The organism is Devosia sp., assembly GCF_039927955.1.
In the GTDB taxonomy this organism is placed as follows: Bacteria; Pseudomonadota; Alphaproteobacteria; order Rhizobiales; family Devosiaceae; genus Devosia.
On record NZ_JBDSUA010000035.1, the window covers coordinates 25,955 to 50,641 of the forward strand.

A 24,687-nucleotide genomic window follows, 5' to 3' on the forward strand; every position below is an offset into this window, starting at 1 on the left:
ATGTCGAACGCGCTGCGCATCGATTGATCTGCTTGGTTGTAAAAGCGAGGTTCTCTTACGCCCAAATGGCAAAGAGTCAATGAATTTGCGGGGCGCCTAGGGCGTGGCGCAGATCTGCGCCCGCGCATTTTCCCAGCAATCGCCATTCCGCTGCAGCGGGCCCAGCGCATCGGCTGCGTGACTATCGGCGGCAATGCCGTTCCAATAGCCGACAACCTCCTGCGCATCGCCCTGCACATAGGCGAAATATTTCGACGCCTTCTGCCCGTCCCCTTCCGTGCCGATGCTGAAATCGAATGCGTCTTCACGGTCCAGATTGCACGGGCCATCGAGATAGGTCGCGCCATCCACCGCAATCAGGCAGCGCGAAATCTCGGCCGCGTTCACCGGCGCAATCGCAAGCAACAGCAGACCGGCCAATGCAAATTTCATCGTCGCGTTCCCCAACCGGCTAACCATGGTTAAGCGGCGATAAAGCCACAAAGTTAACCCCATGTCATCACGCCAAAAGCCCCGGGTTTTCGGTGCACAATTGCCACAATCGTCGCGCCATCCCGCGCCCCGATTCTGAAAGTGTTTGCAAGTTGATCCATTGCGGGGCGAAATATGCGCAATTGGGGGCTGCGCCGTGAACTCACTGGTAAAATGCGTATCTGTTGCAGCAATGGCGACGGCAATGGCTGTTTCCGGTGCGGCGGCCGAGGACAACACGCTGTATTTCAGCCCCCAGCTGACCACCGACCTGACCCCGCCCAGCTTCTACGACGGCCTTTACGCCGGCGTGCTGTTTGGGCCGATCTCGGCGCGCAAGAACAATTTCAATACCGTCGGCGCTGAAATCCGCGGCGAAGTGGGCGGCATGGTGGGCTGGAACCAGCCGATCGCACCCGGCATCGTCGCCGGGGCCGAACTGCAGGCGACCGTCGCCACCGATTTTTCCTCGAGCTATCTGCGCGCCATGGCGCTGGCCCGTATCGGCTTTTATGCCGGCGACACCACGCTGATCTACCTGTTCGGCGGCGCCGGCTACATGGCGACGTCGGCGGCCTTCGAAGCGGGCCTTGGCGGGGAAACCCGCATCACCGATACAATGGCCGCACGGCTCGAAATCGCCGGCATCGGCCAGATCGGTCCCGTACCCAATGGCAAGAACGTGCCGGCGATTTCCGCCCTGCGCATCACCGGCGGCCTCACCTGGCAGCTCGATGGCGCGGTCGCGCCATGGAATGCCCTGCCACCAGCCACCGATTTTGCCGGCTACTATGCCGGGCTCAATGCCGGCGGCCTGACCGACCCGAATTTCAATTTCTTCAACGACTATGGCAATGGCTGGCATCTGAGCCGCTTCACCATCGGCACCCTGGCTGGCGTCAATTATGCGCTCAATGACTATATGCGCGCCGGCGTCGAAGCCCAGCTCGATGCCAGCTTCGATACCTCGGGCGACGTCGGCGCCGATGTGCTGGCGCTGGCCCGCGTTGGCGTGGTCCCGATGACCGGCCTGATGCCCTATGCGGCAGCCGGTATTGGCCTGGTCGAAGGCCGCGCCGCCTACGCACTGGGTGGCGGTGTCGAATACGCGCTCTGGGGCAATACCACGCTGCGCGGCGAAGCCCTGCTGCTCGGTCGCCTCGATGGCACCCCCGGTCTGGGCGGCGGCACTGGTCCCTCCACCTCCAAGGTTACCATTGGCACGGTGTGGCACTTCGACTAGAGCAAGCAAAGCTCTATTCAGATCGGCCACTCTTGATGCCTCACTATGACGTAATCGTACTCGGCGCTGGCGCGGCCGGCATGATGGCTGCCATCGAAGCGGGCAAACGCGGTCGCTCGGTGCTGGTGCTCGATCACGCCAAGTATCCCGGCGAAAAAATCCGCATTTCCGGCGGCGGCCGCTGCAATTTCACCAATGTGAACACCAGGGGCGATCGCTTTCTGTCGCAAAACCCGCGCTTTGCGCTCTCGGCCCTGTCGCGCTACACGCCCGAAAACTTCATCGCCATGGTCCGCCGTCACGGCATCCCGTTCCATGAAAAGGTTCTCGGTCAACTGTTCTGCGATACCAATGCGCAGCAGATCATTTCCATGCTGACCACCGAAATGCGCCAGGCCGGCGTGCGTATGGAACTCTCGACCACCGTGGAAAACGTCGCCAGGACCGAGGCCGGTTTTTCGCTGGTGCTCTCGACCGGCCACGTCACCGGGCAAAGCCTGATCGTCGCCACCGGCGGCAAATCCATCCCCAAGATGGGCGCCACCAGCTTTGGCTACCAGCTTGCCACCCAGTTCGGCCTGCGCCTGGTCGACACCCGCCCGGCTCTGGTACCACTGACCTTCGAGGAAGGCGCTTTGGCGCGCCTGACCCCGCTCGCCGGCATTGCCACTGACGTGGTGGTTTCGCACGGCAAGACCCGGTTCGAGGAAGCGCTGCTGTTCACCCATCGCGGCCTTTCCGGCCCGGCGATCCTGCAGATTTCCTCGTTCTGGCGCGAGGGCGACAGCATCGCCATCGACCTGCTGCCCAATCAGAATGTCGCCGAACTGCTCAAGGACGCGCGCCGCACCACGCCCAAGGTGCAGGTGCAAACCGTCATCGCCAACCTGTTGCCCAAGAAGCTGGCGCAATTGCTCGGCGATGAAATCGATATGCCAGGCATGATCGGGGATTTCTCCGACAAGAAACTCGCTACGATCGAAGCCCATCTCAAGTCCTGGACGCTCAAGCCCGTCGGTTCGGAAGGCTACCGCACTGCCGAAGTCACCCTGGGCGGCATCGACACCCGCGATCTCGATGCCAAGACCATGCAGGCGCGCGACGTGACGGGCCTCTATTTCATCGGCGAAGTCGTCGATGTCACCGGCTGGCTCGGCGGCTACAATTTCCAGTGGGCCTGGTCATCCGGCTGGGCCGCTGGGCAAGTGGCTTAGGTATCGGTCTAGAACCGGAAGCCCACTCGGAGGCCAACATTGGTCTCGCCGGTATTGGCCATGCCGCAGGCACCGAAATCGGTGTAATGCTCGACCGTGGCAATGATCGATGCCCCCGGGATCACATTGAGGCCGACACTGGCTGAACCGCGCGCCAAGGCCGCACAGCCAAACCGCGCCGCTGGCGTCGTGCTGGCAAATAGCGCGGCGTGCCCGGCAGCGCCGACGCTGGCCTCCACGAACAGCGGCACTACCGGCAATTGCGCCGTATAGCTCAGCCCGGCATAGAACAGGCTTTCCTGTCCGCCAAAATTCATCGTCGTACCGATATGGGGACGAATAGCGCCGACCGGACCACCATCCAGCATCGGGATTGAAAACAGCAGCTCCGCATTGACGTCGCGAAACCGTACCGGATCGAACAATCCACCGGCGCCGGTCCCCACATCATGGGCCATGCCGCCGACGCGGATTTCGGGCAGCACATCGAACTGCGCCTGCGCGCTCATCACGCCGGCCAGCAGCAGCGCCAGCACCGCCATTATCCGCAATCCCGTCCGGCCCATCGCACACCCCGAATAATCCCAGATGTTCAGGACAGCGCATGGCGGAAAAAGCGCAAGATTTGCCTAAAATTGTACTGAACAAATCCTTGCTGCAAAAACCAGAAGGCCCCGCCTTGCGGCAGGGCCCTTGTCCGGGGAGGGGAGAGTTGATCGGCAGCGATTGCGGATTGACGCTCACCCCGCAATCGCTGCCAAAGTCCGGGCCTACTTGGGCACGAGAACCTTTTCCACGACGTGGATCACGCCATTGGACTGGTTGACGTCCGAGACGGTGATGCGGCTGGAGGTGCCGCTTTCATCGACCACGTAAAGTACGCCACCGCTCATGGTGAACTGCAGGCGATCGCCCGACAGGGTCTTGAGGGTAAAGCCACCCTTGTCGGCAGTTTCCTTGGCCTTGGCGATCAGGTCAGCGTCCGAATACTTGCCGGCGATGACGTGAGCGGTCAGGATCTTGGTCAGCATGCCCTTGTTTTCAGGCTTCAGCAGGGTGTCGACCGTGCCGGCCGGCAGCGCAGCGAACGCCGCATTGGTCGGAGCGAACACGGTGAACGGGCCGGGACCCGACAGCGCGTCAACCAGGCCAGCGGCCTTGACGGCCGCAACCAGCGTGGTGTGGTCCTTGGAGTTGACGGCGTTTTCGATGATGTTCTTGGACGCATACATTGGCGCGCCGCCGACGCGAACCGACGCTTCGGCGAAAGCTGCCGTGCTGGCAGTGGCGAGCAGAGCGGCAAGTGCGACGGCCTTGATGATGGATTGCATGGTCTTGTCTTTCCCTTTGGGGTGACGCTTGTTGAAGTCGGCAGAAGCTACGGACGCCGCTTCACCAAAGTTTCACCATTGAGTTGATTCAGTTTTTTAACTCTGCCGCCTCGCTTTCATCGTAAAATGCCGATAGAGCATTGCACATGCTTCTCCCCATACCGATGTGCGTGCCATGACCCAGTTGATACCGCTGTCCCTGCAGGACCTTGCCCCCGTTTCCGAAGGCACCTCCACCGAGGAGGCGTTCCGCCAGACGGTCGAACTCGCCAGACTTGGCGACGCACTGGGCTACCAGCGCCTGTGGTATGCCGAACATCACGGCATGCCCTCGATCGCCTCATCCTCGCCCGAAGTGCTGATCGCCAGCGCCGCCGCCAATACCAGGACCATCCATGTCGGCTCCGGCGGCGTCATGCTGCCCAACCACGTGCCGCTGCGCGTGGTGGAAACCTACCGGACCCTCGCCGGGCTTTATCCCGACCGCATCGATCTGGGCATCGGCCGTGCCGGCGGCAGCGATGGCCGCACGCTCCAGGCGCTGCGCAGTTTCGGCGGCGAACATTTTTCCGAACAGCTGGGCGAACTGATCGCCTGGGACAACGAGGATTTCGGCAGCGAGCATCCGTTCTCGCGCGTCCATGTCGTGCCCTCCGGCGTCCGCTTGCCACCGATCTGGCTGCTCGGTTCTTCAGGGGCGAGCGCCAGCGCCGCCGGTTCGCTGGGCGTCGGCTATGCCTTCGCCGCCCATTTCAGCCACACGCCCGCCGCCCCGGCCTTCGAAGCCTATCGCTACGCCTTCCGCGCCAACGACATTTTCGAAAAGCCCCATGCGCTGCTCTGCGTCTCGGTGGTCTGCGCCCCCACCGACGAGGAAGCGCTCTACCTGTCCGGGTCGCAGGCGCTGAGCTGGGCGCTGTTCCATTCCGGCCAGGTCCGCAAACTGGTCAGCCCGGAAGCTGCCGCCGCGCACGACTACTCGGAACGCGAACGCGATATCATCACACAGCAAAGCGCGCTCTGGATCATCGGCAGCCCGGACACGGTGCGCGACCAGATCATGGCCAAGGTCAGGGAAACCGGGGCCAATGAGGTAATGATCACCACCACCATGCACAGCTACGCGCACCGCCAGCGCAGCTATCGGCTGATCGCCGAGGCATTTGGCTTAGAAAAACGCGGTTAGCACGACCGAGCCACACCCACCGGGCCCACCCTCTCCCCTTGCGGGAGAGGGACCGATTTTCTGCGTTCAGCAGAAAATCAGGGTGAGGGGTTCTCTCCGCATGCACTCACTTCAAAGCAAGACACCCCTCATCCGCCCTTCGGGCACCTTCTCCCGCAAGGGGAGAAGGTAATCTAGTGGTTAGGCAAGGTTTCGCCTAAGCCTTCAGCTTCGCCAGAATCGCCGTACCCATCTCCAGGGTACCAACCGTCTTCATGTTCGGCTGGGCAATGTCCGCCGTCCGCAACCCATCATCAAGCACCGCGGCAATCGCCGCTTCAACCTGATCGGCCAGTTCGATCTGGTTGAACGAATAGCGCAGCGCCATCGCAAACGAGGCGATCATGGCGATCGGATTGGCAATCCCCTTGCCCATGATATCGGGCGCCGAACCATGGACCGGCTCGTAGAACGCCTTGCGCTTGCCGGTCACCGCATCGGGCGCGCCCAGCGAGGCCGATGGCAGCATGCCCAGCGAGCCGGTCAGCATCGCCGCCACGTCGCTCAAGATATCGCCGAACAGATTGTCGGTGACCATCACGTCGAACTGCTTGGGCGTACGCACGAGTTGCATCGCGGCATTGTCAGCCAGGATGTGCTCCAGCTTCACATCGGGATAATCCTTGGCCACGCCCTTGACCACTTCATCCCACAGCACGCCCGACTTCATCACGTTCTTCTTGTCGGCGGAATGCACGCGCGAACCGCGAGTGCGCGCCAGATCGAACGCCACGCGGGCGATGCGGTCGATTTCATAGGTTTCGTAAACCTGGGTATCGATCGCGCGCTTCTGCCCATTGCCCAGGTCGGTAATGGTCTTGGGCTCGCCGAAATACACGCCGCCGGTCAGTTCACGCACGATCAAAATGTCGAGGCCTTCGACCAGTTCGCGCTTCAGCGAGGAGGCATCAGCCAGTGCCGGATAGCAGATCGCCGGCCGCAGATTGGCAAATACCGCCATTTCCTTGCGCAACCGCAACAGCGCTGCTTCCGGACGATGCTCATAGGGCACGCTGTCCCACTTCGGCCCGCCCACGGCACCAAACAGCACCGCGTCCGCCGCCAGCGCCTTGGCCACATCACCATCGGTGATCGCCACGCCATGGGCATCATAGGCCGCGCCACCGGCAAGGCCGGTATCGGTGGTGAAATCGGTCAGCCCTTCGGCATTGGTCCAGTCGATGATCTTGACCACCTCGGCCATGATCTCGGTGCCGATGCCATCGCCGGGGAGAAGAAATAGGGAGTGGGACATTCAAAACTCGCGGTTGGGGCTGATGCCCATCACAATCTCGGTGCGCGGGCTGGACCGTGCCAGACCAGAGGCTTAGCTGTTGGCCGCGCCGATCCGGGCGGTGACTTCGATCTCGATCTTCATGCCCGCCTCGATCATCTGCACGATCAGCATCGATGCCGCCGGACGAATGTCCTTGAACACCGGACCGACCGCGGCAACCACCGCGTTCACGTCATTGCGGTCGCCGACATAATACACCACGCGCACCGTGTCCTTTATCGACGAACCAGCTTCCTTGAGCGCCTTGTCGATCGTCGCCAGCGCATTGGTCGCCTGCTGCCCGATATCGTCGGGCATGGTCATGGTGGCATAATCATAGCCCGTGGTGCCCGACACATAGACGGTGTCGTCATGCCGCACGGCGCGGGAATAGCCAAAGGTCGCCTCGAAAGGCGAACCGGTGGAAACGCGTTGAACCATTGTTTGAGCTTTCGCTTACAGCCAGGGGCGGTTTTCGGACATCTTGTTTTCGAACGAGGAAATCGACGGGTCCGACTTCAGCGTGCCGGCAATATCGTCCAGCCCTTCAAGCAGGATCTGCTTGCGGCTCGGGTCGATATCGAAATGCAGCGTGCCGCCATCCGGCCCCTTGATGGTCTGGCTTTCCAGGTCGACCGTCAGGGTAGCATTGGCGCCGCGCTCGGCATCGTCGAGCAGCATGGCCAGCTGTTCGGGCGTCACCACCAGGGGCAGGATGCCGTTCTTGAAGCAGTTATTGTAGAAAATGTCGGCAAAGCTGGTCGAGATCACGCAGCGGATACCGAAATCCAGCAGCGCCCATGGCGCATGCTCGCGGCTCGAACCGCAGCCGAAATTATCGCCGGCCACGATGATATTGGCTTTGCGATAGCCCGCCTTGTTCAACACGAAATCGGGGTTTTCGGTGCCATCTTCATTGTAGCGCATTTCCGAAAACAGCGCCGAACCGAGGCCGGTCCGCTTGATGGTTTTCAGGTACTGCTTGGGAATGATCATGTCGGTATCGATATTGATGATCGGCAGCGGCGCGGCGACCCCGGTCAATGTCGTGAACTTGTCCATGATGCATCCTTGTCTGTAGGCGCGTGTAATGGCGCAAACCAAGGCTTTTGGTCAAGTCCGGATCGGCCAAAACCGTTCACGCCAGAGTCAGATTGCCAGCATCATTATGCTGTGAAATGGTCAAGACTACCTCCAGCGAGGGAGACACGCCGATGAGACATACTATCATTCGGCTTGTGGCGGGGCTGGGTGCGGTGCTGAGCCTGAGCGCCTGCGTCGAGTCCTCCACCGATCCGTTCGCCGGAATGGCGACGGTGACGCCCCTGCCGGACAAGTTCATGGCAGTGGCCAGCAGCGACATTTACGTGCTCGAACGCGACGGGGACAGTTACCGCTTTACTGGCGAGGACGACTTCGACCGCCTCAAGGTATTTACCGCTGCCGGGGACAAACTGGTCCTGCAAATCTCGTCCAAGGATGCCGGCAACGGCTTCACCTATTCCATCGGAACCCTGGACACCGGCAAGATGGATCTGGTCGAGGCGGACCACGGCGCGATCGCCAAATCGCTGGGCTTCGGCAACGCCACCAGTGACGCCGACACGGCCGAACTCGAAAATGCCGACCAGATCGTCAAGGTACTGCAGGCGGGCATAACTTCGGACAGCGCTGACGTGCGCAGCTACGAAATCCTCGACTACTCCGTGCCCGAGCAGAAGGCCAAAGCCAGGGAAATCATCAAGCATCCGCCCAGCAACGGTTAAGCTGCTTATGCCGCCAGGCTCGTATCCGCCGCCACGCCCAGCATCAGGTTGAGGTTCTGCACCGCCGCGCCCGAAGCGCCCTTGCCCAGATTGTCATAGACCGCCACCAGCACCGCCTGTGCCTTGGCGTCATCGGCAAACACATGCAGCCGCATGCGGTTGGTGTCGTTGTAGAGCTCGGGATTGAGCTCCGCCAACCGCTCGGCGGCAACCAGCGGCGCGACTTCCACGAAGCCATTCTTGATAGCCGCGAAATGATCGGCAATCGCCGCGTGCATTTCGGCGCCGGTCGGCACCCGTGCCAGGGTCCGCAGCACCAGCGGCACGGTTACCACCATGCCCTGCCGGAAATTGCCGACCGCAGGGGTAAACAGCGGCACATGGGCCAGCCTGGCATAGCTCTGCAGCTCGGGCAGGTGCTTGTGCTTGAAGCTCAGCCCATAGGGCAGGAACTCGTTGGCGTCCTCGCCCTCGGCGTCATACTCCTCGATCATGGCGCGCCCGCCACCCGAAAAACCGGAAATGCCGTGTACGGTAATATCATGGCCGGGCGGCAACAGGCCCGCCTCCACCAGTGGGCGGAGCATGGCGATGGCGCCCTGCGGCCAGCAGCCGGGATTGGCGACGCGCTTGGCTTCGGCGATCTTTTCGGCCTGATGCTGGTCCATTTCGGCAAAGCCATAGGCCCAGTCGTCATGGATGCGGAACGCCGTCGAGGCGTCGATGACGCGCGTATGCTCGTTCTCGATCAGGCTGACGCTTTCTTTTGCTGCATCGTCGGGCAGGCACAGGATCGCCACATCGGCGGCATTGAGCAGCCGCTGGCGCTCGTCCTGATCCTTGCGCTTGTCGGCCGCAATCGAGATCACTTCGAGGTCGCGCCGGCCAGCCAGCCGGTCGCGGATCTGCAAACCAGTGGTACCGGCTTCGCCATCGATGAAAATCTTCGCGACCATGGGCTGTCTCCGTCAAGTTTTGCGTAAATGGACTTCAACCATGACAAGGTCAAGACCGTTCCACGCACCCTTGTTCCGCGCGCCCTGCAATGCCACCTTCCCTGGAGATATTGCAGGAGCCGACAATGACGCCGCATAACCATGCCAAGCCGGGCGACTACGCCGAAACCGTTTTGTTGCCGGGCGACCCGCTGCGCGCCAAATGGATCGCCGAAACCTTCTTCGACCGCCCCAGACTGGTCAATTCGGTGCGCAATTGCCTGGGCTATACCGGCACCTGGAAGGGCAAGCCGGTTTCGGTGCAGGCCTCGGGCATGGGCCAGCCGTCGCTGGCCATTTATGTCCATGAGCTGATCAATGTTTACGGCGTTAAATCGCTGATCCGCGTCGGCACCTGCGGCGGGCTGAACGCCAGGGTCAAGGTGCGCGACATTATCCTGGCGCAGGGCGCCTCGACCGATAGTTCCATCGTCAAAGGTCGCTTTGGCGCCTTCAACTTTGCCCCGATCGCCGATTTCGGCCTGCTCCGCTCTGCCGCTGAAAAGGCCGAAGCCGCAGGCCTGCGCTTTCATGCCGGCAATATGCTGAGCTCGGACATTTTCTATCACGCCGATGGCATTGCCGGGTACGACACCCTGCCGGCCCATGGCGTCATCGGCGTCGAAATGGAGGCGGCGACGCTTTACACGCTGGCCGCCCGCTTCGGGGTCAAGGCGCTGACCATCTGCACCATGACCGATTGCCTGATCACCCATGAGGAAATCGACGCCGAAGCACGCCAGACCTCGCTGACCGATATGGTCACTCTCGCACTGGATGTGGCTATCGATGAACGCGCTTGATCGCCTCGCCACTTCGCTTGGCCGCAACGACGAAGGTCCCAATGTCGAACTGGCCGCAACCCTGGCTGCGTCTGCCGACACCACCGCCATCGACCAACTGGTCAACGCCCTGACCACGGCCAGCGCCGCGCTCAAGAGCGACGCTATCAAGACCCTCTGCGAGATCGGCGCCCTCCGCCCCGACCTGATCGCCCCCTATGCCAAAAACTTCGTCGCCCTGCTCGATGATGGCAGCAATCGGCTGGTCTGGGGCGCCATGACCGCGCTCGATGCCATCGCCAGTGTCGAACCCAGGACTGTCGAGGTCTACGTCCCCAGGATCGTCGCCGCCGCCGACCGCGGCTCGGTGATCGCCAAGGACCGCTGCATCATGACGCTGGTCAAGCTCAGCAAGGCCGGCGACGCCGACAGGATGTGTCCCATCCTGCTCGACCGCCTCGCCGACAGCGCCCCCAACCAGTTCCCCACATATGCCGAAGAAATAGCGCCCGTCGTGCCAAAGTCGCTGCTGGCCAAGTTCACCGGGATTTTGAAGACCCGGCTGGACACCATTGCGCAGGAGAGCAAGCGCAAGCGGGTGCAAAAACTGCTGGCCAAGTTCAACGGGTAGCCCTCTCGCCACCCACCCACCAGGCTCCCCTCACCCTCCGCGAAATCCATTGCCCGGAAGACCCCCTCCCTAGCCCTCCCCGCAGGGGGGAGGGTGAACCCTGCGGATGTAGCAAAATCTCGCCTACAACTCGATGTCACCCTCCCCCTTGTGGGGAGGGTTAGGGAGGGGGTTGCCACCGCAACCACCAAACCCTCATCATCCCACGACCTGAACGAACCTTACGCACCAAGCCCAACAAACCCCCTCCCCACACACTCGTGCCATACTGCCCCCCATCAGTCTTGCCGGACGGTGTTGCAACGGCCAATGACAAGACGACTGCCGGGAGAGGGAGGGACCGTGCCTTCCTTGGGCGTATGGGCCATGAGCCTGGACAGCGCAAAGTCCGGCACTGTGCGCCATCGCCATAAAACCCGGCGTCCCGAGGCGCACGGTGCCTCACATACAAATTATCATCGGGACGCCATGCGCCTCGGGACCCGTCCATCCATTCCAACCGGAGGCCATCGCCGTCCGGCGCTTCGGCCTGCCCCTATCCCGCCGCTATCCTTGTGTTAATCTGCCGTTAAGCCCGACCTGAGGACCCAAAATGCAGCTGAAAAACAACGCCTATCGCCTCAACGAAACCCTGCGCGGGGTGGAGACGATGACCCGTTTTGCGCTGGCGGTGCTGGCGCTGGCTTCGGGCGTTTATACCTATCTCGGCGTGCGCGGTATTCTGGATGGGTCGGCCACTTTCGTGTTCTTCGCCGCCATCATCTATTCGGCCGCCGTCTCCGTGGCCATCTACGCCTTCTGGAGCTTCATGCTGCGCTTCGTGCCGCTGGTCGTTTCGGGCATCCAGCGCGTCGGCCTGTTCCTCACCATGGCTATCGGCTGCGTCATGATCATGGCCATGTCATCCTGGCTCAATGCCGCAGCGCTTGCCGGCTCCGCAGCGCTCGAACAGCACATGGCGGTGACCCTGCAAGGCTATGCCGAAGACCTGGACCTCGCCCATGCCAATGCGCTGGCGGCCCAATCGCTGCTGCCCGACGTGCAGCGCGCCGCCGAACGCTTTACAGCGCTCGCCGCCAGCGAACGCGAATCGGGCGCCCTCACCGGCACCACCGGCTCCGGCAGCGTCGTGCAATTGCTCAGCCAGATGGGCTCGCAGATGAGCCAGCTCGAAACCACCATCACCGGCAGCCGCGACGAGGTCTCCGGCCTGTTCGATCAGGCCTCGACCCGCCTTGCCGCCATGCGCGAACTGGTGTCCACGCCCGGCACCATCGAGCCGCGCTCCGATCAGTTCCAGACCGAAGCGGTACAGCTTTCCGCGCTGATCGCCGCCCTGCAGCAGACCGGCGTCGCCGCCTCGGTCAAGCGCGCCTCGGCTGACCTTTCTGCCGGCTTTATCGCCCCCGTCGCCGATGGTGCTTCCGCCGATCTGGCCAACCGGCAGGATCAGGTGATGGAAACCGTGCGCGCCTCGGTGGCCGCCCAATCCGCCCAGCTCTCCCAGGCCGCCGACGAGATTCTCGCCACGCCCCAGGTCGAGCAGCGTCGTTTCGTGCCGCTCTCCTCGGCTGAAGCGGTGATCCGCTACTGGTCCGATTTCATCCCCTCATGGGCTGGCGCCATTTCCATCGACCTGTTGCCGGTGGTGCTGGTTCTGGTGCTGATGATCGTCAACGACGCCATGCGCAACGATGCCGAAACCCTGCAGGAAGCCGAAAACATCACCGCCGCCGAAATGATCCGCGCCATGGCGCTCTACCGGCAGATGCAGCAGGCCGGCATTCCCTTGCCCGCCGAAACCATCGACCCGCCGGCCGACAGGCCCGTGGTCGAGCCGCTCGTCGCAAAAGCGGAAATCCCCGACCCGAACGACACCACGGTCACCCCCATCGACGCAGCCAAGCGCCAGCGCACCGATGGCCCGGTCCGCACCTGATGGCCCCCACCGATGCCAATGCGCGCGCCCCCGACCGTGCCGGGCCGTTCTACCGGCGGATCATTGCCTGGCTTGCCGGCTTTGAAGATGGCCAGATCATGCGGGTGGCGTTCTTCATCCTGCTGTTCGGCACACTGTCGGTGCTGTACGTCGATTACCGCGAACTGACCTCGGCCGACGCCCTGCTCGGCGCCCCCGCCCAGCCGGTCCTCCCCCCGTTCAACCCCGATAGTCCGGACGATGGTCCGCACCCCCAGGTCACCACGCCCACCGCAACGCTCGATGCGCCGATGACCATCGCGCTTGCCAGCGGTGGTATTCTGGCGCTCACCGGCACCATAGATATCGGCGCCGCCGACCGGTTTGCAGCAGAGGTTGCAGCGCATGGCGAATACGCGGACACTGTAGGCCTTGATTCGCCGGGAGGTTCAGTGATGGACGCGCTCGCGATTGGCGCTCTGATCCAGGAAAAAGGCTTCGCGACCGCGGTCGCCGCCGGCTCCCTCTGTGCCTCATCCTGCCCCATCATTTTTGCTGCCGGCAAACAGCGCCTCGCCTCCGACAAGGCCGCCATCGGCGTGCATCAGATTTATGCCGCCTCGATTTCCGCCGATCCGGCGCAATTGGCCAAAACCGCGGGGCTGGCCATGTCCGATGCCCAGTCGATGACCGCGCAGATCACCCGCTTCCTGTCATCGGCCGGTGTTGATCCGGCGCTATGGTTGCATGCGCTCGAGACGCCGCCGGACCATCTGTATTACCTGACGCCCAAGGAAATGGAGGCGCTCAAGCTCGCGACCAAAATCACGCATTAACGACGCATTAATTGTTATGCCTTGCGGAACTGGTGGAGGACCAGGCTCGTTTGGCTCCTTAAAGCGACGCACAATGGCGGGGAGGCCATCATGAAAGATACCCACACACTGACGCGGCATCGCGATATCCAGAATTGGGTCAGCGACAATAAAGGCATCCCGGCCATCGCCCGGGTGCGCGACAATTTCGGTGACATGAAATCGCGCCTGTGCCTGAGCTTTGAACGGCGGCAGCGCGAAAATTCCGAACTCGAACTGGATGACGGCATGAGCCCGGTCTCCTGGACCGCCTGGCTGGCCGAACTCGATCGCCAGCAATTGGCGCTCAAGGTTTCCGGCCGCGACAGCATGGCGTTCGAATTCGTCGAACGGCACGGCGCATTCGCCAGCCAGTTGCGGCACTGAGTTTGCCATCATCGGGCCGGGATCTACCCGGCCCGCCTTGGCGTCAGGCTCCAGGCAATTTCATCGGCGGACGGAACCAAGCGTCGGCGGCCGCCTTGTTCCTGCATTCGTTGCAGGATTTATCACCATGCCCAAAACCCTCGTCTCTCGCGAAGATATCCGCCTCTGGACCAGCGCTCGCGCCGGCAATCCCATGCTGATGGAGGTTCCGGACGGCAGCGGCAGCCGCACCCTGCTCCAGCTCACCTTCGGGCAGGACGCGCTCAACTCCGACGGCAATGAAGGCCCCGACCACGTTGGCGGCTTCGCCTTGGTCGGCTGGGACGAATGGTTCGAAGCGCTCGAAGCCAACCAGCTGGCGCTGCGCGTCTCCGATGACCCATCGGGCGGCAATGAAGCCGAATTCGAATTTGTGCCGCGCGACTAGACCAGCGCCTCGATGGCTGCGGCCAGCGCGGCGCCATCACCCGCGATCGCCAGTGTCTTGAGCCGCGCGGTTTCCCCGCTTGTCAGGCTCACGGCCGATTTTGGCACGCCCAGCGCCTTGGCCAGCAACGCCGTCACGGCAGCATTGGCCTGCCCCTTGTCGGGCACGGCTTTCACCCGCAGCCGCAGCACCACCGAACCATCAGCGCGCGTTTCCACGCCCTCGATGGCATCCCGCCCGGCATTGGGCGTCACCCGAACAAAAAGGCTCAGCCCCTGGGGACTGAGCCGATAGCAGCCGGGCCGATCCAAGCGGATCAGAACACGTAGGGATAGATGTAGTAGGCGATGATGCGTTCGATAAAGAAGATGATCAGGAACAGCGCGATCGGCGACAGGTCCAACCCCGAGAACTTCGGCAGGATGCGCCGCAGCGGCGCCAGCACCGGCTCGGTCAGCTGGTTGAGGATGCGCCACACCGAAGCAACGAACTGATTGCGCGTGTTGATCACGTTGAACGAGATCAGCCAGCTCATCACGATCATGGCGATCATCACCCAGTAATACAGCTGCAGGATCAAAAGGATAATATCGAGCACGGCGCGCATGGGAGGCTCCTCGGAAAACTGGGCAATATCTAGTTGGTCAAGACCGTGTTCACAAGACTCAGCGGCAAAGAGCCCCGCTTCGGGCAAAACGAAGCAGGGCTCAAATGACTGACATCCGGTACGCAAAACAAAACTACGGACATCCTACCAACTGCACGAAGCGTGCCAGAGCCGGAGGTCCGCAAAACCAGGAAAGTTATGGTTAAGCGACTGTAAAGTTTCGCGTTTTGGATGCAATGGCGTTTGCAGAATGCAACCGCCTCGCGTTTTGCAACGGCCTAGCCAATGGTCTTGATCGGCTTCCAGGTGATGAAGCGCCAGACATAGATCGCCACCGCCAGTACCATCACGCCCATGGTCACTGGATTGAGCCAACCCTCGACCAGATGATAATGCTCGTGCAGCACGGCACCGGCGCCGGTCAGGATCACGGTCCAGCTCGCAGTGCCGATGGTCGACACAGCCAAAAACAGCGGCAGCGGCATTGCCGCCAACCCTGCAGGCACCGAAATCAACGTGCGGATTGCCGGTACCAGCCGCCCAAACAGCACCGCCCAGCGGCCATAGCGGCCAAACCAGTGCACCGCCTGGTCGATATCATCCTCGGAAATCGTGGCAAAGCGCCCGAACCAGTTGCACAGCGAGCGAAACCGCTCGATGCCCAATAGCCGCGCCGCGTAGTACCAGGCCAGCGTGCCGGCAATTGAGCCAAGCGTGCCGGCCACGATCACCCCGATGGCATTGAGATCACCATTGGCAGCGGCAAAGCCGGCAAACGGCATGATCAGCTCGGACGGGATCGGTGGAAAGATGTTTTCCAGCACCATCATCGCAAAGATGCCGACATAACCCCATTGGGTGACGATCGAGATGATCCATTCGCTCATGTGGCGCTCCTTGGTGGCACGTCCTCATGGTGAGGTGCGAGCTTTTGCGAGCCTCGAACCACGAGGCCGGGCACTTTCGTACCCGGCCCCAATGATTAAGCCGACTGCTTGGAGCGCATGAAGCGCTTGCGATCATTCGGATCGAGCCAGATCTTGCGCAGGCGGATCGATTTGGGCGTCACTTCGACATATTCGTCTTCGGCGATATAGCCGAGCGACTGTTCCAGCGTCAGCTTCTTGGGCGTCGTCAGCCGCACCGCTTCGTCCTTGGACGTGGTGCGGATATTGGTCAGCTGCTTGCCCTTGAGCGCGTTCACTTCCAGATCGTTTTCGCGGCTGTGCTCGCCGATGATCATGCCTTCATAGATGTCGACGCCGGAGTCGATCATGATCGGGCCACGATCTTCCAGGTTCCACAGCGCGAAAGCCACCGACTGGCCGGTGCCGTTGGATATCAGCACGCCGGTACGACGGCCCGGCAGATTGCCCTTATACGGAGCAAATTCGTGGAACAGGCGGTTGAAGATCGCCGTGCCGCGGGTGTCGCTCAACAGTTCCGGCTGGTAGCCGATCAGCGAACGGGTCGGCACATGCAGGCGGATACGGGTACGGCCAACGCCGGAGGCGCGCATTTCCACCAGATCGCCTTTACGCTCGGTCAGCTTCTGCACCACGGTGCCGGTGTATTCATCATCGACGTCGATGATAACTTCTTCGATCGGCTCGTACTTCTCGCCGTCGATTTCGCGCATCAAGACCTTCGGACGACCAATGGTCAGCTCAAAGCCCTCGCGGCGCATGTTTTCGATCAGCACCGCCAGCTGCAATTCGCCGCGGCCGGCAACGTCGAACGAGTCATTGTCGGCGCCCGGGGTCACCTTGATCGCCACATTGCCTTCGGCTTCGCGCAGCAGCCGTTCGCGGATCACGCGGGACTGCACCTTGTCGCCTTCGCGGCCGGCCAGCGGGCCGTCATTGATGCGGAAGGTCACCGACAGGGTCGGCGGATCGATTGGCTTGGACGGGATCGGCGTCATGTTCTGCGGCACCGAAATGGTGTCGGCCACCGTCGTGGTTTCGAGGCCCGCAATGGCGACGATATCGCCAGCTTCGCCGATATCGACCGGGGTGCGTTCCAGGCCCCGGAAGGCCAGGACCTTGGAGACCCGGCCCTTTTCGATGATCTTGCCTTCACGCGACAGCGTGTGGATCGGATCACCCGGCTTGACCGTGCCCGAAAAGATCCGGCCGGTCAGGATGCGGCCCAGGAACGGGTTGCGCTCGATGGTGGTGACCAGCATCTTGAACGGGCCGGGCTCGACCTTGGGTTCCTTGACGTAGTCGATAACCTTGTCGAGCAGCGGGCCCAGATTGTCCTTGGGACCTTCCGGCTGTTCGCTCATCCAGCCCTGCTTGGCCGAACCGTACAGCACCGGGAAATCGAGCTGTTCAGGGGTCGCGTCGAGCGCGATGAACAGATCAAAGATTTCTTCGAGAACTTCGAGGTGCCGTTCGTCGGACTTGTCGATCTTGTTGATCGCCACGATCGGACGCAGGCCCTGCGCCAAGGCCTTGCCCAGCACGAACTTGGTCTGGGGCATCGGGCCTTCGGCCGCGTCCACCAGGATCACCACGCCGTCAACCATCGACAGGATGCGCTCGACTTCGCCACCGAAGTCGGCGTGGCCGGGGGTGTCGACGATATTGATGCGGGTATCTTTCCACAGCAGCGACGTAACCTTGGCCAGAATGGTGATGCCGCGCTCGCGCTCGATATCATTGCTGTCCATGGCGCGTTCTTCGACGCGCTCATTGTCACGGAACGAGCCGGATTGCTTCAAAAGAACGTCGATCAGCGTGGTCTTGCCATGGTCAACGTGGGCAATAATCGCAATATTGCGCAAAGACATCGGTTGGTCAGCCATTGTTGGCATGATCCCAAAACCGAAGGTGCTCATGAAACAATGAGGACCGTTTGACGACTAGGATCGTGCGGGAAACAGTTTTGTGCCGATCGGGTCACGATCACACTGGCACATTCCGGGCTGCCATACCCCATGATGGCCGCACAAACAAGGTCTTGCCGCGCAAGCCTGCTGTGCTAGTCCATGCAATGGTCAACAAAAGGCCTGGCCCGCCGGGGCAGGCCAGCGTTGCGCAAGGCTGGATCAGGAGGCTTTTTTCTGCTTGGGCATGGCGCTTTCGGCTTCGGCATGCAGCAGATTGGCCAGCGCGGACGCCGCAATCGGCGGCGAAAACAGATAGCCCTGAACCTCATCGCACCCTTGAGCGCGCACCATGTCGAACTGCTCTTCGGTTTCCACACCCTCGGCCGTGGTCGACATGCCCAGCGATTGGCCCAGGCCAATCACCGCCTTGATGATCGCGAGGCTATCGCCGCGTGTCGTCAGGTCGCGCATGAACGAGCGGTCGATCTTGATCTTGTCGAACGGGAAACTTCGGAGATAGCTCAGGCTCGAATAGCCGGTGCCAAAATCGTCCATCGAAATCCGCACGCCCATCGCACGCAGGTCATGCAGCGCCTTCAGCGTCTGCTCGTTATCGGCCAGCAGCAGCGATTCGGTGATTTCCAGCTCCAGCCGCGTCGCCGGAATCTTGGCATCGGCCAGCGCCGAACGCACCAGACCAACCAGATCACGGTTCTTGAACTGGATCGGCGACAGGTTGACGGCCACCCGCACATCGCCGGGCCAGGTCGCTGCAGTCAGGCAGGCCTGCCGCAACACCCATTCCCCGATCGGCACGATCAGCCCGGTCTCCTCGGCGATCGGGATGAACTCGACCGGCGAGATGGTGCGGTCCTCATGGTCCCAGCGCAACAACGCCTCCACGCAGGTGACGCGGTTCTGGGCAATCCCCAGCAGCGGCTGGTACACCAGCCGCAATTCCTGCTTCTGCAGCGCCAGCCGTAATCCTGCTTCGATAGAGCGGCGCTGCTGCAGCGCGGCATCCATGCCGCTTTCAAAAAAGTGATAGGTCGAACGGCCTTCGCTCTTGGCCTTGTAGAGCGCCAGATCGGCGTTCTTCATCAGCGTATCGGTCTTGTCGCCATCGTTGGGAGCCACCGCAATGCCGACGCTGGCGCCCACTTCGATCTGCTGGCCGGCAATCAGGAACGGTGCCGCAATCGCCTTGATGATGCGGTCGGCAACCCGCGCCGCATCTTCCGGGCTTTCGATCGGGCGGATCAGCAGCGAAAATTCGTCGCCGCCCAGCCGCGCCAGCACGTCGCTTTCGCGCGTCGTGCCCCACAGCCGTGCCGAAGCCTGCTTGAGCAATTCGTCGCCGACCGCATGGCCCAGCGTATCGTTGACCGCCTTGAAATGATCCAGGTCGATATACAGCACCGCCGCCATTTCGCCGCGCTTGATGCTGGCTTCGGTCTTGGTCATCTGTTCGAGAAATTCGATCCGGTTGGGCAGATCAGTCAGCGCATCGTGGCGGGCCAGATGCTGGATGCGCGCCTCGTTCTGGCGCTGCTCGGTAATATCTTCATGGGTTGAAACCCAGCCGCCATCCTTCATCGGATGGTGCTGCATCATGATGGTGCGGCCGCTCAGCTCATGGATGTTCTTGCCGTATTCGCCCTTGGAAATCACCTCGCGGCGCCAGGCGATATATTCGTCGCGTGTGCCGCCCGCTTCCATGCCCACGTCGAACAGATGGCCCAGAATATCTTCGAGCTGGGTGCCTGGCTTCAGCATCCGCTCGGGCAGGTTGTAAATCTTGGCATAGGGCTGGTTGCAGATGACCAGGCGACCCTTGGGGTCGAACATGCACAGGCCCTGGCTGATATTGTTGACGGCGGCATCAAGCCTGATGTTCTGCCGTTCCAGCTCCAGCTTGCGCTTCTGCACCACTTCGGTGCGCGCGATTTCGTCGGTGATATCTTCGTGAGTAATCACCCAGCCGATGGCCGCCGAATAGACATGCGCGGTTTCAATGGTGCGGCCGCCGTGAACCACTTCCTGGCTCTTGGTGCGCAACCCGCTGCGATTGTTCAGCAGTTCGCTGGTGTAGTTTTCATAAAACGCCACCGGGCTCAGATCGGGATGATTGCCCAGGTTGGCGGAGAGCGCCACCACGTCCTCCAGCGTCATGCCCCGAACAATATCGCTCTCGGAAAACCCGTAGATGTCGCGATAATGCTTGTTCCACATCACCAGGCGGAACTGCGGCGACCAGACGCAAAAGCCATAGGGAATGTTTTCCAGCGCCGCATCAAGCAGCAGCGCCTCGGCCAATTCATTGAAACTGCCAAAGTCTTCGGTTTGCACCCGGTCAATCCCTCGACAGACGCCTTCTGGCGCACCTGCCCGACGGAACCTACGCAAGCCAGCTTAACGCAGCTTTAAAACGATACCGACGCGGTCAATCACATTTGTAGCGGGCGCCGCTATTGACGCCCGCCACAACGATTACTTCCCTTGTGAGGACTTATTACGTGCCGCATAGGTCTTGAGCCGCAACCCGTTGAGCCGGATAAAGCCCTCCGCATCCTTGTGGTCATAAGCCACGGCGCCTTCTTCGAAGGTCACCAGATCCATGTTGTACAAGGAATAGGGCGAGGTGCGCGCGATGACGCTGGCCTGGCCCTTGTAGAGCTTGATCGTCACTTCGCCGGTGACAAAGGTCTGGCTCTTGTCGATCAGCGCCTGCAGCATTTCGCGCTCCGGCGCGAACCAGAAGCCATTGTAGATCAGCTCCGCATATTTGGGCATCAGCTCATCCTTGAGATGAGCCTCGCCACGGTCGAGCGTGATCGATTCGATGCCACGATGCGCCACCAGCATGATGGTGCCGCCCGGGGTTTCATAAAGCCCACGCGACTTCATGCCGACAAAACGGTTTTCCACCAGATCGAGCCGGCCGACGCCGTGCTTGCCACCCAGCTCGTTGAGCTTGGTCAGAAGGTTTGCCGGCGACAGCTTGACCCCATTGACCGAAACCGGATCACCCTTTTCAAAGCCGATGGTGATGATCTCGGGCTCGTTGGGCGCGTTTTCCGGATTGACGGTGCGCTGAGCCACATAGTCGGGCGCCGGCACCGCCGGATCTTCCAGCACCATGCCCTCGGACGACGTGTGCAGCAGATTGGCATCGACCGAGAACGGGGCTTCGCCGCGCTTGTCCTTGGCAATCGGGATCTGGTTCTTTTCGGCATAGGCCAGCAATTGGGTACGGCTGCGCAAATCCCATTCGCGCCACGGCGCAATCACCTTGATCGACGGGTCGAGCGCATTGGCGGTCAGTTCGAACCGCACCTGGTCATTGCCCTTGCCGGTGGCGCCATGGGAAATCGCATCGGCACCCGATTGCTGGGCGATCTCCACCAGCCGCTTGGCGATCAGCGGCCGGGCAATCGAGGTGCCGAGCAGATAAACGCCCTCATAGACCGCATTGGCGCGGAACATCGGGAACACAAAGTCGCGCACGAACTCTTCGCGCAGGTCTTCGATGTGGATTTCCTTGATCCCCATCATCTCGGCCTTCTTGCGCGCCGGCTCCAGCTCTTCGCCCTGCCCCAGGTCGGCAGTGAAGGTGATCACCTCGCAATTGTAGGTTTCCTGCAGCCATTTGAGGATGATCGAGGTGTCGAGGCCGCCCGAATAGGCCAGCACGACTTTCTTGATGTCTTTTGCCATGACGATGGTTCCATATGTCTTCAGTTGGAACGATAGACCAGATCACGCGCAACTATCTTGCGAAAAAAGCACGTATCGGCGATCTTGTGGCAGATACCGTCACCAGGCTGCCTATCGTTAGCAGGAACTGCCAAAAATGCTCGATGCCATCGACCGCCGCATTCTGCGTGCGCTCCAACACAACGGGCGCATGTCCAATGTCGAACTGGCCAACGAGGTCGGGCTGTCACCCTCCCCCTGCCTGCGCCGCGTGCGGCTGCTCGAGGAATCAGGCGTCATCGATCGCTATGTGGCAGTGCTCGACGGCGCCAAGCTCGGCGTCGGCCTCACCGTGTTCGCGCGGGTCTGGTTCAAGACCCAGGATGCCGAAACCACGCACCAGTTCGCCGAAACCGTCCGCAAGTTTCCCGAGGTGGTGGAATGCTACCTCACCACCGGCGAATGCGACGCCATCATGCGCATCATCACCGCCGACCTGCACGCCTACTGGCGCTTCCAGTCCGACTACCTGATGCGTATCCCCAGCGTACAAAGCGTCAAGACCGACGTGCCGATGGAAACCATCAAGCGCACCTACGAGTTGCCGCTCTAGAGTGGATCGATAGCCCAGGTTATCCGCAGAATTTCCACCGCAGCGATGCGGCCCCCTTTCGAGGGGCACGGCAGCCCTGTCTGGAAAGCTCCCCTGCCCGAATATGGCAGTCGACACCCTCCCCCTTGTGGGGAGGGATCAAGAGTGGGGGTGATTGAGCCACAATATCCAGGCTCCGCGCACCCCTCCCAGCCCCCCACCAAGGGGAGGTGGTTGCAGCGATAATAACCCCCGTGCCATGATCCTGCTACCGCATCGCGCAGCAATCAAAAGGCGATCATGAGCTTTATTCCAGACCTTTCCGTCATCCTCACCTTCGCCATCGCCGCTTTCGTACTGGCGATCACCCCCGGCCCGGATATGGCGCTGCAATTGTCGCGCTCGATCAACTATGGCCGCACCCATGGCTTTGCCACCGCTGCCGGCGCCATGGTGGGGATCGCGGTACACACCACCCTGGTGGCCCTCGGCATTTCCGTGCTGATCGTCGCCGCGCCAACCGCCTTCTGGGTGCTCAAGATCGCTGGTGCGCTCTACCTGCTGTGGCTGGCCTATCAGGCCATCTTCCATGGCGGCGGGCTGAAGATTTCGGAAAAGGCGCAGCGCATTCCCACCCTCAAGGAGAGCTTTCTGACCGGCGTCGGCATTAACCTGCTCAATCCCAAGGTGCTGCTGTTCTTCATGACCTTCCTGCCGCAATTCGTTGATCGGCACGATGCCAGCGCCCCGGGCAAGCTGTTCTTCCTCGGCGCTGAATTCATCCTGGTCTCGATCCCACTGGCCGTCGCCATGGTGTTCGCCGCCGAGCGGCTGACCAAGGTCTTGACCGCCAACAAATGGGTACAGCGAGCGCTGAACTGGACCTTTGCCAGCGTCTTTACCGCCTTTGCCGTCACCATCCTGTTTGCCGAGGGGCGCAAGTAGTCATGGCCCGTCGCTTGGCTCCGGGCGTTCATTGCTCATATCGCGCCACTGGCGCGATATGCCCCTGACGGGTCGCAAGTGAACTATCGTCACGCTTTCCACGCCGGCAATTTCGCCGATGTGGTCAAACACCTGATCCTTTCGCGGATCATCCACTATCTGAAGCGCAAGGACGCTGCCTTCCGCGTGCTCGATACCCATGCCGGCGTCGGCCTCTACGATTTGCAGGGTGAGCAATCCGAACGCAGCGGCGAGTGGCTCCATGGCATCGGCCGCCTGTTCGACACCGCGCTGCCGCCTGCCGCACAGGCACTGGCCCAGCCCTATCTCGATGCGGTCAGGGCGCAGAACCCGGATGGCGTCCTGCGCTTCTATCCCGGCTCGCCGCTGATCGCCCGCACCCTGATGCGCCAGCAGGACCGACTGTTCGCGCTCGAACTGCATCCGCAAGACGCTGCTGCCCTGCGCGAAAACTTTGCCGGCGACATTCAGGTCCGGGTCACCGAACTCGATGGCTGGGCCGCGCTTGGCACCCACCTGCCACCCCGGGAAAAGCGTGGCGTGGTGCTGATCGACCCGCCGTTCGAACTCAAGGGCGATTTCTCCCGCCTGGTCGCTGGTCTGGAAAAAGCCGTCACCCGCTTTCCCGGCGGCATCTATGCGCTGTGGTATCCGATCAAGGATTCAGCCGAAGTCGACAGCTTCGTGCGCGACCTCAAATCCACCCGCATCGGCAAGATCCTGCGCGCCGAAGTCACTGTCCGACCACCCTCCACCCCGGCGCGCTTGTACGGCACCGGCATGATCGTGATCAATCCGCCTTTCACGCTGGAAGATGAACTCAAGATCTTGCTGCCGCCGCTGGCGGACCTGTTGGGCGATGCGGGACGCGGCAGGGTGCTGCTGGAATGGCTGGCGAAGGGGTGATCCTGCCTATCCGGCAAGGCTGCGGATATCGGCAGCAACTTCTGTCAGATCGTTGTTGAGCTGGTGGTCGCGTCCAGCAAGTCGCCTTACCACGGCTTGCGGGACGGCGCGTGCGTAGAGTTCGGCATGTTCAGGCGACGCGGTGTCGTCGCTGCTTCCGTGATAGAAAAAGATGGGCACCCCTTTTGGCGTCGCATCACCCAGCTTGGGATCGGGCTTAACGTCCCCGCTTGGCCAGCCACCCGGCCCGATAAAGGGCGCGGCCAGCAGGAAAATGCCACCCAGCCGAACGGCCGGTGGGCTTTTGGCAATGGCATTGATGAGGATCGTTGCGCCGATGGAATGCGCGACGATGATGGCATCGTCCTCAAGACTTGCCAATTCGTCAGCTAGCGCCGCGCTCCACCGGGCAAAATCGGGATCGTCTTCCTGCGGCAGGCGCGGATAGCGTATGGCAAAATCCGGCCCCAGCCGCCGCTGCAGGTCATCGACCAGATGATTGTCCCACGCGTCGTGCGCCCCGGAACCGCCGCCTTGCACAAACAGGATATGTCGGGTCATTGC

The 24,687-nt window shown here is 61.7% G+C and carries 27 protein-coding genes; 13 read left to right on the top strand and 14 right to left on the bottom strand.

Annotated elements, in window-relative coordinates; all coding sequences use genetic code 11:
* Positions 1 to 96: 96 nt before the first annotated feature.
* A complete protein-coding gene (locus tag ABIT12_RS10040) occupies positions 97 to 432 on the bottom strand; it encodes a hypothetical protein (protein WP_348045482.1) in 336 nt (111 codons plus the stop codon).
* Between the two features lie 244 nt (positions 433 to 676).
* Here ABIT12_RS10040 and ABIT12_RS10045 point away from each other — a divergent pair, with 244 nt between their 5' ends.
* The gene (locus ABIT12_RS10045; protein WP_348045483.1) at positions 677 to 1,714 is read left to right on the top strand and encodes an outer membrane beta-barrel protein; all 1,038 of its coding nucleotides are present in this window, start codon (positions 677 to 679) and stop codon (positions 1,712 to 1,714) included.
* A gap of 35 nt (positions 1,715 to 1,749) precedes the next feature.
* On the top strand, positions 1,750 to 2,928 hold the full coding sequence (locus ABIT12_RS10050; RefSeq protein ID WP_348045485.1) for an NAD(P)/FAD-dependent oxidoreductase: 1,179 nt from the start codon (positions 1,750 to 1,752) through the stop codon (positions 2,926 to 2,928).
* Positions 2,929 to 2,936: 8 nt separating this feature from the next.
* On the opposite strand, the gene ABIT12_RS10055 is transcribed toward ABIT12_RS10050, so the two are convergent.
* Positions 2,937 to 3,470, bottom strand: coding sequence for an acyloxyacyl hydrolase (locus ABIT12_RS10055; protein WP_348045487.1), 534 nt, complete (start codon positions 3,468 to 3,470; stop codon positions 2,937 to 2,939).
* 228 nt (positions 3,471 to 3,698) lie between these two features.
* Complete coding sequence (locus tag ABIT12_RS10060) at positions 3,699 to 4,259, bottom strand: fasciclin domain-containing protein (protein WP_348045489.1); 561 nt, start codon at positions 4,257 to 4,259, stop codon at positions 3,699 to 3,701.
* Between the two features lie 175 nt (positions 4,260 to 4,434).
* Between ABIT12_RS10060 and ABIT12_RS10065 the strand changes: the two genes are divergently transcribed.
* Complete coding sequence (locus tag ABIT12_RS10065) at positions 4,435 to 5,445, top strand: LLM class flavin-dependent oxidoreductase (RefSeq protein ID WP_348045491.1); 1,011 nt, start codon at positions 4,435 to 4,437, stop codon at positions 5,443 to 5,445.
* A 196-nt stretch (positions 5,446 to 5,641) separates the two neighbouring features.
* On the opposite strand, the gene leuB is transcribed toward ABIT12_RS10065, so the two are convergent.
* The 3 genes from leuB to leuD all read right to left on the bottom strand — a co-directional run bounded on the left by leuB (position 5,642) and on the right by leuD (position 7,822).
* Positions 5,642 to 6,739 (bottom strand): 3-isopropylmalate dehydrogenase, encoded by a 1,098-nt coding sequence (gene leuB / locus ABIT12_RS10070; RefSeq protein ID WP_348045493.1) that lies wholly within the window; start codon positions 6,737 to 6,739, stop codon positions 5,642 to 5,644.
* Between the two features lie 72 nt (positions 6,740 to 6,811).
* Positions 6,812 to 7,201 carry a RidA family protein gene (locus ABIT12_RS10075; protein ID WP_348045495.1) on the bottom strand — a complete coding sequence of 130 codons (390 nt, stop codon included), beginning with the start codon at positions 7,199 to 7,201 and terminating at the stop codon, positions 6,812 to 6,814.
* A gap of 15 nt (positions 7,202 to 7,216) precedes the next feature.
* On the bottom strand, positions 7,217 to 7,822 hold the full coding sequence (leuD, locus tag ABIT12_RS10080) for a 3-isopropylmalate dehydratase small subunit (protein ID WP_348045497.1): 606 nt from the start codon (positions 7,820 to 7,822) through the stop codon (positions 7,217 to 7,219).
* A gap of 152 nt (positions 7,823 to 7,974) precedes the next feature.
* On the opposite strand from leuD, the gene ABIT12_RS10085 reads away from it, so the two are divergent.
* A complete protein-coding gene (locus ABIT12_RS10085) occupies positions 7,975 to 8,526 on the top strand; it encodes a hypothetical protein (RefSeq protein ID WP_348045499.1) in 552 nt (183 codons plus the stop codon).
* 5 nt (positions 8,527 to 8,531) lie between these two features.
* Here the strand turns inward: ABIT12_RS10085 and argC are convergent, their stop codons facing one another.
* Complete coding sequence (argC, locus tag ABIT12_RS10090; RefSeq protein ID WP_348045501.1) at positions 8,532 to 9,482, bottom strand: N-acetyl-gamma-glutamyl-phosphate reductase; 951 nt, start codon at positions 9,480 to 9,482, stop codon at positions 8,532 to 8,534.
* Between the two features lie 125 nt (positions 9,483 to 9,607).
* Between argC and deoD the strand changes: the two genes are divergently transcribed.
* The 6 genes from deoD to ABIT12_RS10120 all read left to right on the top strand — a co-directional run bounded on the left by deoD (position 9,608) and on the right by ABIT12_RS10120 (position 14,520).
* Positions 9,608 to 10,324: a purine-nucleoside phosphorylase gene (deoD, locus tag ABIT12_RS10095; protein ID WP_348045503.1), complete on the top strand. Its 717-nt coding sequence runs from the start codon at positions 9,608 to 9,610 to the stop codon at positions 10,322 to 10,324.
* A complete protein-coding gene (locus ABIT12_RS10100; protein ID WP_348045505.1) occupies positions 10,311 to 10,934 on the top strand; it encodes a hypothetical protein in 624 nt (207 codons plus the stop codon). Before deoD ends, ABIT12_RS10100 begins: the two co-directional genes overlap by 14 nt.
* A 592-nt stretch (positions 10,935 to 11,526) precedes the next feature.
* Positions 11,527 to 12,873 carry a hypothetical protein gene (locus ABIT12_RS10105; RefSeq protein ID WP_348045507.1) on the top strand — a complete coding sequence of 449 codons (1,347 nt, stop codon included), beginning with the start codon at positions 11,527 to 11,529 and terminating at the stop codon, positions 12,871 to 12,873.
* Positions 12,873 to 13,688 carry a hypothetical protein gene (locus tag ABIT12_RS10110; RefSeq protein ID WP_348045509.1) on the top strand — a complete coding sequence of 272 codons (816 nt, stop codon included), beginning with the start codon at positions 12,873 to 12,875 and terminating at the stop codon, positions 13,686 to 13,688. The genes ABIT12_RS10105 and ABIT12_RS10110 overlap by 1 nt, the downstream gene beginning before the upstream one ends.
* Positions 13,689 to 13,778: 90 nt before the next feature.
* A complete protein-coding gene (locus tag ABIT12_RS10115; protein ID WP_348045511.1) occupies positions 13,779 to 14,093 on the top strand; it encodes a hypothetical protein in 315 nt (104 codons plus the stop codon).
* A gap of 127 nt (positions 14,094 to 14,220) precedes the next feature.
* Positions 14,221 to 14,520: a hypothetical protein gene (locus ABIT12_RS10120; RefSeq protein WP_348045513.1), complete on the top strand. Its 300-nt coding sequence runs from the start codon at positions 14,221 to 14,223 to the stop codon at positions 14,518 to 14,520.
* Here the strand turns inward: ABIT12_RS10120 and ABIT12_RS10125 are convergent.
* From ABIT12_RS10125 to ABIT12_RS10150, 6 genes are all read right to left on the bottom strand, one after another.
* Positions 14,517 to 14,831, bottom strand: coding sequence for a DUF167 family protein (locus tag ABIT12_RS10125; protein ID WP_348045515.1), 315 nt, complete (start codon positions 14,829 to 14,831; stop codon positions 14,517 to 14,519). The two genes, ABIT12_RS10120 and ABIT12_RS10125, sit on opposite strands and share 4 nt — an antisense overlap.
* 5 nt (positions 14,832 to 14,836) lie before the next feature.
* The gene (locus ABIT12_RS10130) at positions 14,837 to 15,127 is read right to left on the bottom strand and encodes a YggT family protein (RefSeq protein ID WP_348045517.1); all 291 of its coding nucleotides are present in this window, start codon (positions 15,125 to 15,127) and stop codon (positions 14,837 to 14,839) included.
* A gap of 278 nt (positions 15,128 to 15,405) precedes the next feature.
* Positions 15,406 to 16,014, bottom strand: a complete 609-nt coding sequence (locus tag ABIT12_RS10135; RefSeq protein WP_348045519.1) for a DedA family protein — start codon at positions 16,012 to 16,014, stop codon at positions 15,406 to 15,408.
* A gap of 95 nt (positions 16,015 to 16,109) precedes the next feature.
* Positions 16,110 to 17,924, bottom strand: a complete 1,815-nt coding sequence (gene typA, locus ABIT12_RS10140; protein WP_348045598.1) for a translational GTPase TypA — start codon at positions 17,922 to 17,924, stop codon at positions 16,110 to 16,112.
* A gap of 258 nt (positions 17,925 to 18,182) precedes the next feature.
* Positions 18,183 to 20,312 (bottom strand): EAL domain-containing protein, encoded by a 2,130-nt coding sequence (locus ABIT12_RS10145; protein WP_348045521.1) that lies wholly within the window; start codon positions 20,310 to 20,312, stop codon positions 18,183 to 18,185.
* 141 nt (positions 20,313 to 20,453) lie between these two features.
* Positions 20,454 to 21,680 (bottom strand): argininosuccinate synthase, encoded by a 1,227-nt coding sequence (locus ABIT12_RS10150; protein WP_348045523.1) that lies wholly within the window; start codon positions 21,678 to 21,680, stop codon positions 20,454 to 20,456.
* Between the two features lie 127 nt (positions 21,681 to 21,807).
* Between ABIT12_RS10150 and ABIT12_RS10155 the strand changes: the two genes are divergently transcribed.
* The 3 genes from ABIT12_RS10155 to ABIT12_RS10165 all read left to right on the top strand — a co-directional run bounded on the left by ABIT12_RS10155 (position 21,808) and on the right by ABIT12_RS10165 (position 24,123).
* Positions 21,808 to 22,272, top strand: a complete 465-nt coding sequence (locus ABIT12_RS10155) for an Lrp/AsnC family transcriptional regulator (protein ID WP_348045600.1) — start codon at positions 21,808 to 21,810, stop codon at positions 22,270 to 22,272.
* A 279-nt stretch (positions 22,273 to 22,551) separates the two neighbouring features.
* Positions 22,552 to 23,196: a LysE family translocator gene (locus ABIT12_RS10160; protein ID WP_348045525.1), complete on the top strand. Its 645-nt coding sequence runs from the start codon at positions 22,552 to 22,554 to the stop codon at positions 23,194 to 23,196.
* Positions 23,197 to 23,274: 78 nt separating this feature from the next.
* Positions 23,275 to 24,123, top strand: a complete 849-nt coding sequence (locus ABIT12_RS10165) for a 23S rRNA (adenine(2030)-N(6))-methyltransferase RlmJ (RefSeq protein WP_348045527.1) — start codon at positions 23,275 to 23,277, stop codon at positions 24,121 to 24,123.
* Positions 24,124 to 24,129: 6 nt separating this feature from the next.
* Here ABIT12_RS10165 and ABIT12_RS10170 read toward each other — a convergent pair whose 3' ends face one another.
* Positions 24,130 to 24,684: an alpha/beta fold hydrolase gene (locus ABIT12_RS10170; RefSeq protein WP_348045529.1), complete on the bottom strand. Its 555-nt coding sequence runs from the start codon at positions 24,682 to 24,684 to the stop codon at positions 24,130 to 24,132.
* Between the last annotated feature and the right edge of the window lie 3 nt (positions 24,685 to 24,687).